The sequence below is a fragment of the Sulfurovum sp. bin170 genome, assembly GCF_010892395.1.
Lineage (GTDB): Bacteria > Campylobacterota > Campylobacteria > Campylobacterales > Sulfurovaceae > UBA1140.
In genome coordinates, this window is sequence record NZ_JAACKB010000150.1 from 1 (window position 1) to 3713 (window position 3713).

4 protein-coding genes and 3 tRNA genes are annotated in these 3713 nt (G+C 38.5%); 6 read left to right on the forward strand and 1 reads right to left on the reverse strand.

The genetic code is table 11. The features are described from left to right. From GSY74_RS03565 to GSY74_RS03575, 3 genes are all read left to right on the forward strand, one after another. Positions 1-320: hypothetical protein (locus tag GSY74_RS03565; RefSeq protein WP_164663737.1), on the forward strand; the 320-nt coding region annotated here is incomplete at its 5' end. Positions 321-378: 58 nt separating this feature from the next. Then, on the forward strand, positions 379-1011 hold the full coding sequence (locus GSY74_RS03570) for a protein-L-isoaspartate(D-aspartate) O-methyltransferase (RefSeq protein ID WP_164663738.1): 633 nt from the start codon (positions 379-381) through the stop codon (positions 1009-1011). Position 1012: 1 nt separating this feature from the next. After that, positions 1013-1336 carry a co-chaperone YbbN gene (locus GSY74_RS03575; RefSeq protein ID WP_164663739.1) on the forward strand — a complete coding sequence of 108 codons (324 nt, stop codon included), beginning with the start codon at positions 1013-1015 and terminating at the stop codon, positions 1334-1336. Between the two features lie 100 nt (positions 1337-1436). On the opposite strand, the gene ilvD is transcribed toward GSY74_RS03575, so the two are convergent. After that, on the reverse strand, positions 1437-3125 hold the full coding sequence (ilvD, locus tag GSY74_RS03580; RefSeq protein ID WP_164663740.1) for a dihydroxy-acid dehydratase: 1689 nt from the start codon (positions 3123-3125) through the stop codon (positions 1437-1439). 168 nt (positions 3126-3293) lie between these two features. Here ilvD and GSY74_RS03585 point away from each other — a divergent pair. From GSY74_RS03585 to GSY74_RS03595, 3 genes are all read left to right on the forward strand, one after another. Continuing rightward, positions 3294-3368 (forward strand) — tRNA-Gly (locus GSY74_RS03585). A gap of 61 nt (positions 3369-3429) precedes the next feature. Further along, positions 3430-3516: transfer RNA gene (locus tag GSY74_RS03590), tRNA-Leu, on the forward strand. Between the two features lie 122 nt (positions 3517-3638). Further along, positions 3639-3712 (forward strand) — tRNA-Cys (locus GSY74_RS03595). Position 3713: the final 1 nt, after the last annotated feature.

Here is a 3713-nt window from a genome sequence, read left to right on the forward strand (position 1 = left end):
ATCTATTATCGAAAGGTCTGTTTATTATTTCAATTATTCTTGGTGGGGTTTTTATATTTTTTATTCTATATATATATAACAGTTTAGATAGGAAAGAGACTCTTCATATTATTAGAAGCGAGGGGAGACTCTATTTTCAATTAAGTGATGATCCTCTCTTTTCAGTTAAAATCTCTAGTGATCAGTCGCTCTCAGATGTAATCACAGAAGCTATCTCAAATGAGATGGCAACTCTCAAAGATATGGTTGATAGTGTAGATTTTATAAACTTTAAAGATGATAGATTGCATAGAGAGTTAAATAGGCTTGTTCAAAATTAGCTTTTTTAATCACATTTTAGATAAAATTCCATTTAATTTATTTGATGGATAGGATTAGATGATTGTGGTAACAAAGCAAGAGCAGATGGTAGATGAGATTGATAAAAAATTCAAACTCTGCCCTCATGTTAAAAAAGCATTTTTAGAAGTTAACCGAAAGTTGTTTGTACCCACGGGTTTTGGTAATATCTCGTATCAATTGGATGCTTTGCCTATGCAACAAAATCAGTGGATATCTTCACCGCTAACGGTCGCAAAAATGACCCAGCATCTAGAGGTGAAAGGTGTTGATACTGTTTTGGAGATAGGGTGTGGAAGTGGTTATCAAGCTGCCATTCTCTCAAAAGTATGTAGACGAGTTTTCACAATTGAGAGAATTGACTCTTTGCTCAAAGAGGCAAAAGAACGATTTAGAAAAGATGGCATTAACAATATTTTTACCCGTTTTGATGATGGTCAAAGAGGATGGAAAGAGTATGCACCATATGAACGGATACTATTCTCTGCAACAGCAAAAAAAATCCCAGAAGCTCTTTTTGAACAACTAGCAGAGGGTGGAATTCTCTTAGCTCCAATAGAGCAGGATGGTTTGCAGATTATCACACGATATTATAAACGAAAAGGGAGAATCACAACAGAGGCGATTGAGCCTTGTTGTTTTGTTCCTATTGTCGATGGAAGGGTTAAATAGAATGGCAGTTATAGAGGTAGATGAAGAGAATTTTCAGATAGAGATAGAGAGAGCTTTTCTGAAAAAAGATATAGTGATAGTGAAGTTTGGTTCTGAGTATTGTGAGCCGTGTCATGCTTTGGAGTGTGAGCTTGAAGAGCTAGAAGAGGAGCTTAAAAATTTGAGTATACTTATGGTTGATACTGATGAGTCTCCATCATTAGCAGAGCAGTTTGGTATTTATCAACTGCCTACGATGGTTATCTATAGAGATAGAGATACCATTATTCGTACTATAGAGGGGGTTATGTTGGCTCCTGATATTCAGGAGATTATCCAATCGTAGGTGTGACCATGTCACACACCTAATTCAAACCTAACCCAAATTAATATTTTAAATACAAAACCAATACTAACAATGGTTTTGTCGTGTGACATGGTCACACCTACGGAGCCTCTAACACAGCTCCATTACTTGCATTGGTAACCAATGCTCTATACTGTTTTAACCATTTGCTCTCAAGAGGCTTAACAATAGGTTTAAAGTTGGCTCTTCTTTTAGCAATCTCCTCATCAGAGATATTAACTTGTAAAATATACTTATCTACATCAATATGAATCTCATCTCCATCCTCTAGTAGTCCAATCATACCACCCTCAGCAGCCTCTGGTGAAACATGACCAATACTAGCTCCTCTAGTTGCCCCACTAAATCGTCCATCGGTAATCAATGCCACTGAATCACCAAGTCCCATACCCATAATCAGACTGGTTGGACTCAACATCTCTTGCATCCCTGGTCCACCTTTTGGTCCCTCATATCGGATAACAACAACATTGCCAGCTTTAACTTTGCCGTTGATAATACCTTTGATAGACTCATCTTGTGAATTAAAACAGACAGCCGTACCCGTAAAGATTCTCTCACCTGTAATCCCAGCCGTTTTAATAACAGCACCTTGCTCTGCAAGATTACCATAAAGAATCGCTAAACCACCTACTTTACTATAAGGGTTATCAATAGTATGGATGATATTGGTATCTTTGATTTCAGCATTTGCAATTCTCTCTTTTATACTCTCTCCTGTCACAGTTAAGTTATCAAGTAAAATATCTTCACCTCTTTTGCTCATTTCGTGCATTACAGCACTAACACCACCTGCTCTGTCTATATCTTGCATATGAACAGTTGTCAAACTTGGTGAGATTTTGGCAATATGTGAAACTCTTTTAGATATGGTATTGATATCTTCAAGATTAAAGTTAACCTCTGCCTCTTTCGCAATAGCCAACATATGTAAAACTGTGTTTGAACTTCCACCCATTGCCATATCAACAGCAAAAGCATTTCGTACAGCATTCTCATTTAAAATATTTCTTACATTATAAAGGGAAGATTCCTCCTGCCCCATAAGTGCAATTTCACAGATTCTCCTTGCGGCTTTTCTGTATAGCTCCTCCCTCTCTTTTGTTAGAGCCAAGATAGTACCATTACCAGGAAGAGCGATTCCCATCGCTTCCATAAGTGTATTCATTGAATTTGCAGTAAACATACCAGCACAAGAGCCACCACTAGGACAAGCATTACACTCAATATCTGTAAGTTCAGCCTCTGTAATCTCTCCTGCTTCAAACTGACCAACAGCTTCAAATGCAGTTGCAAGGTCAATAGGTGTTCCATCTTGTTTATACCCTTTTGCCATTGGACCACCTGAAACAAACACTGTAGGTACATTAACACGCAACGCTCCCATAATCATCCCTGGGACTATCTTGTCACAATTTGGTATAGCAATCATAGCATCAAGCTTATGTGCATTCATCACAGTCTCAATTGAGTTAGCAATAATTTCACGACTTGGAAGTGAAAAGAGCATCCCATCATGACCCATAGCGATACCATCATCAACCCCAATAGTATTGAATTCAAATGGTACACATCCTGCTTTTCTTATTTCATCTTTGATAATATCAGAGACTCTGTCCAAAAAGAAGTGTCCAGGGATTATCTCTATAAAAGAGTTGGCTACTCCAATAAATGGTTTGTTGAAATCTTCATCTTTTAGACCTGTAGCTCTAAGTAGTGAACGGTGAGGGGCTCTATTATGCCCTTTTTTTACTATGTCGCTTCTCATTTTATTCCTTTTTATACTTGGAACCGATGGCTTTAGCCTCGCTCAATGTTTGACGCAACTAAAGTTTGCGTTTCCAATTAAAATATTTTTCGCAAATTATATCTAAAAACCTTTACATCTAAAAAAAAATTGGATATAATCGCATTCCAATTTCAGATGTGCAGATGTGCGGGAATAGCTCAGCGGTAGAGCACGACCTTGCCAAGGTCGGGGTCGCGAGTTCGAACCTCGTTTCCCGCTCCATAATCAGAAGTTTTGAGATTGTGATATATAATTTAAATATTTTAGTTTTGGTATCAATTAAGCCCGGGTGGTGGAATGGTAGACACAGGGGACTTAAAATCCCCCGACTATTGCAGTCGTGCCGGTTCAAGTCCGGCTCCGGGTACCATTTAATGGGACGCAAAATGAACAAAGTTCCTTTTACTACGCTAACGCTAAGTTGACTTCAGCAGTCGGCTCACGCAACTTGTTGCTTTGGTAAAACTTTATTTGTTTATCTGTCATTTAAATGGCGACATCGCCAAGTGGTAAGGCCGCAGCCTGCAAAGCTGCTATCCCCAGTTCGAATCTGGGTGTCGCCTCCAA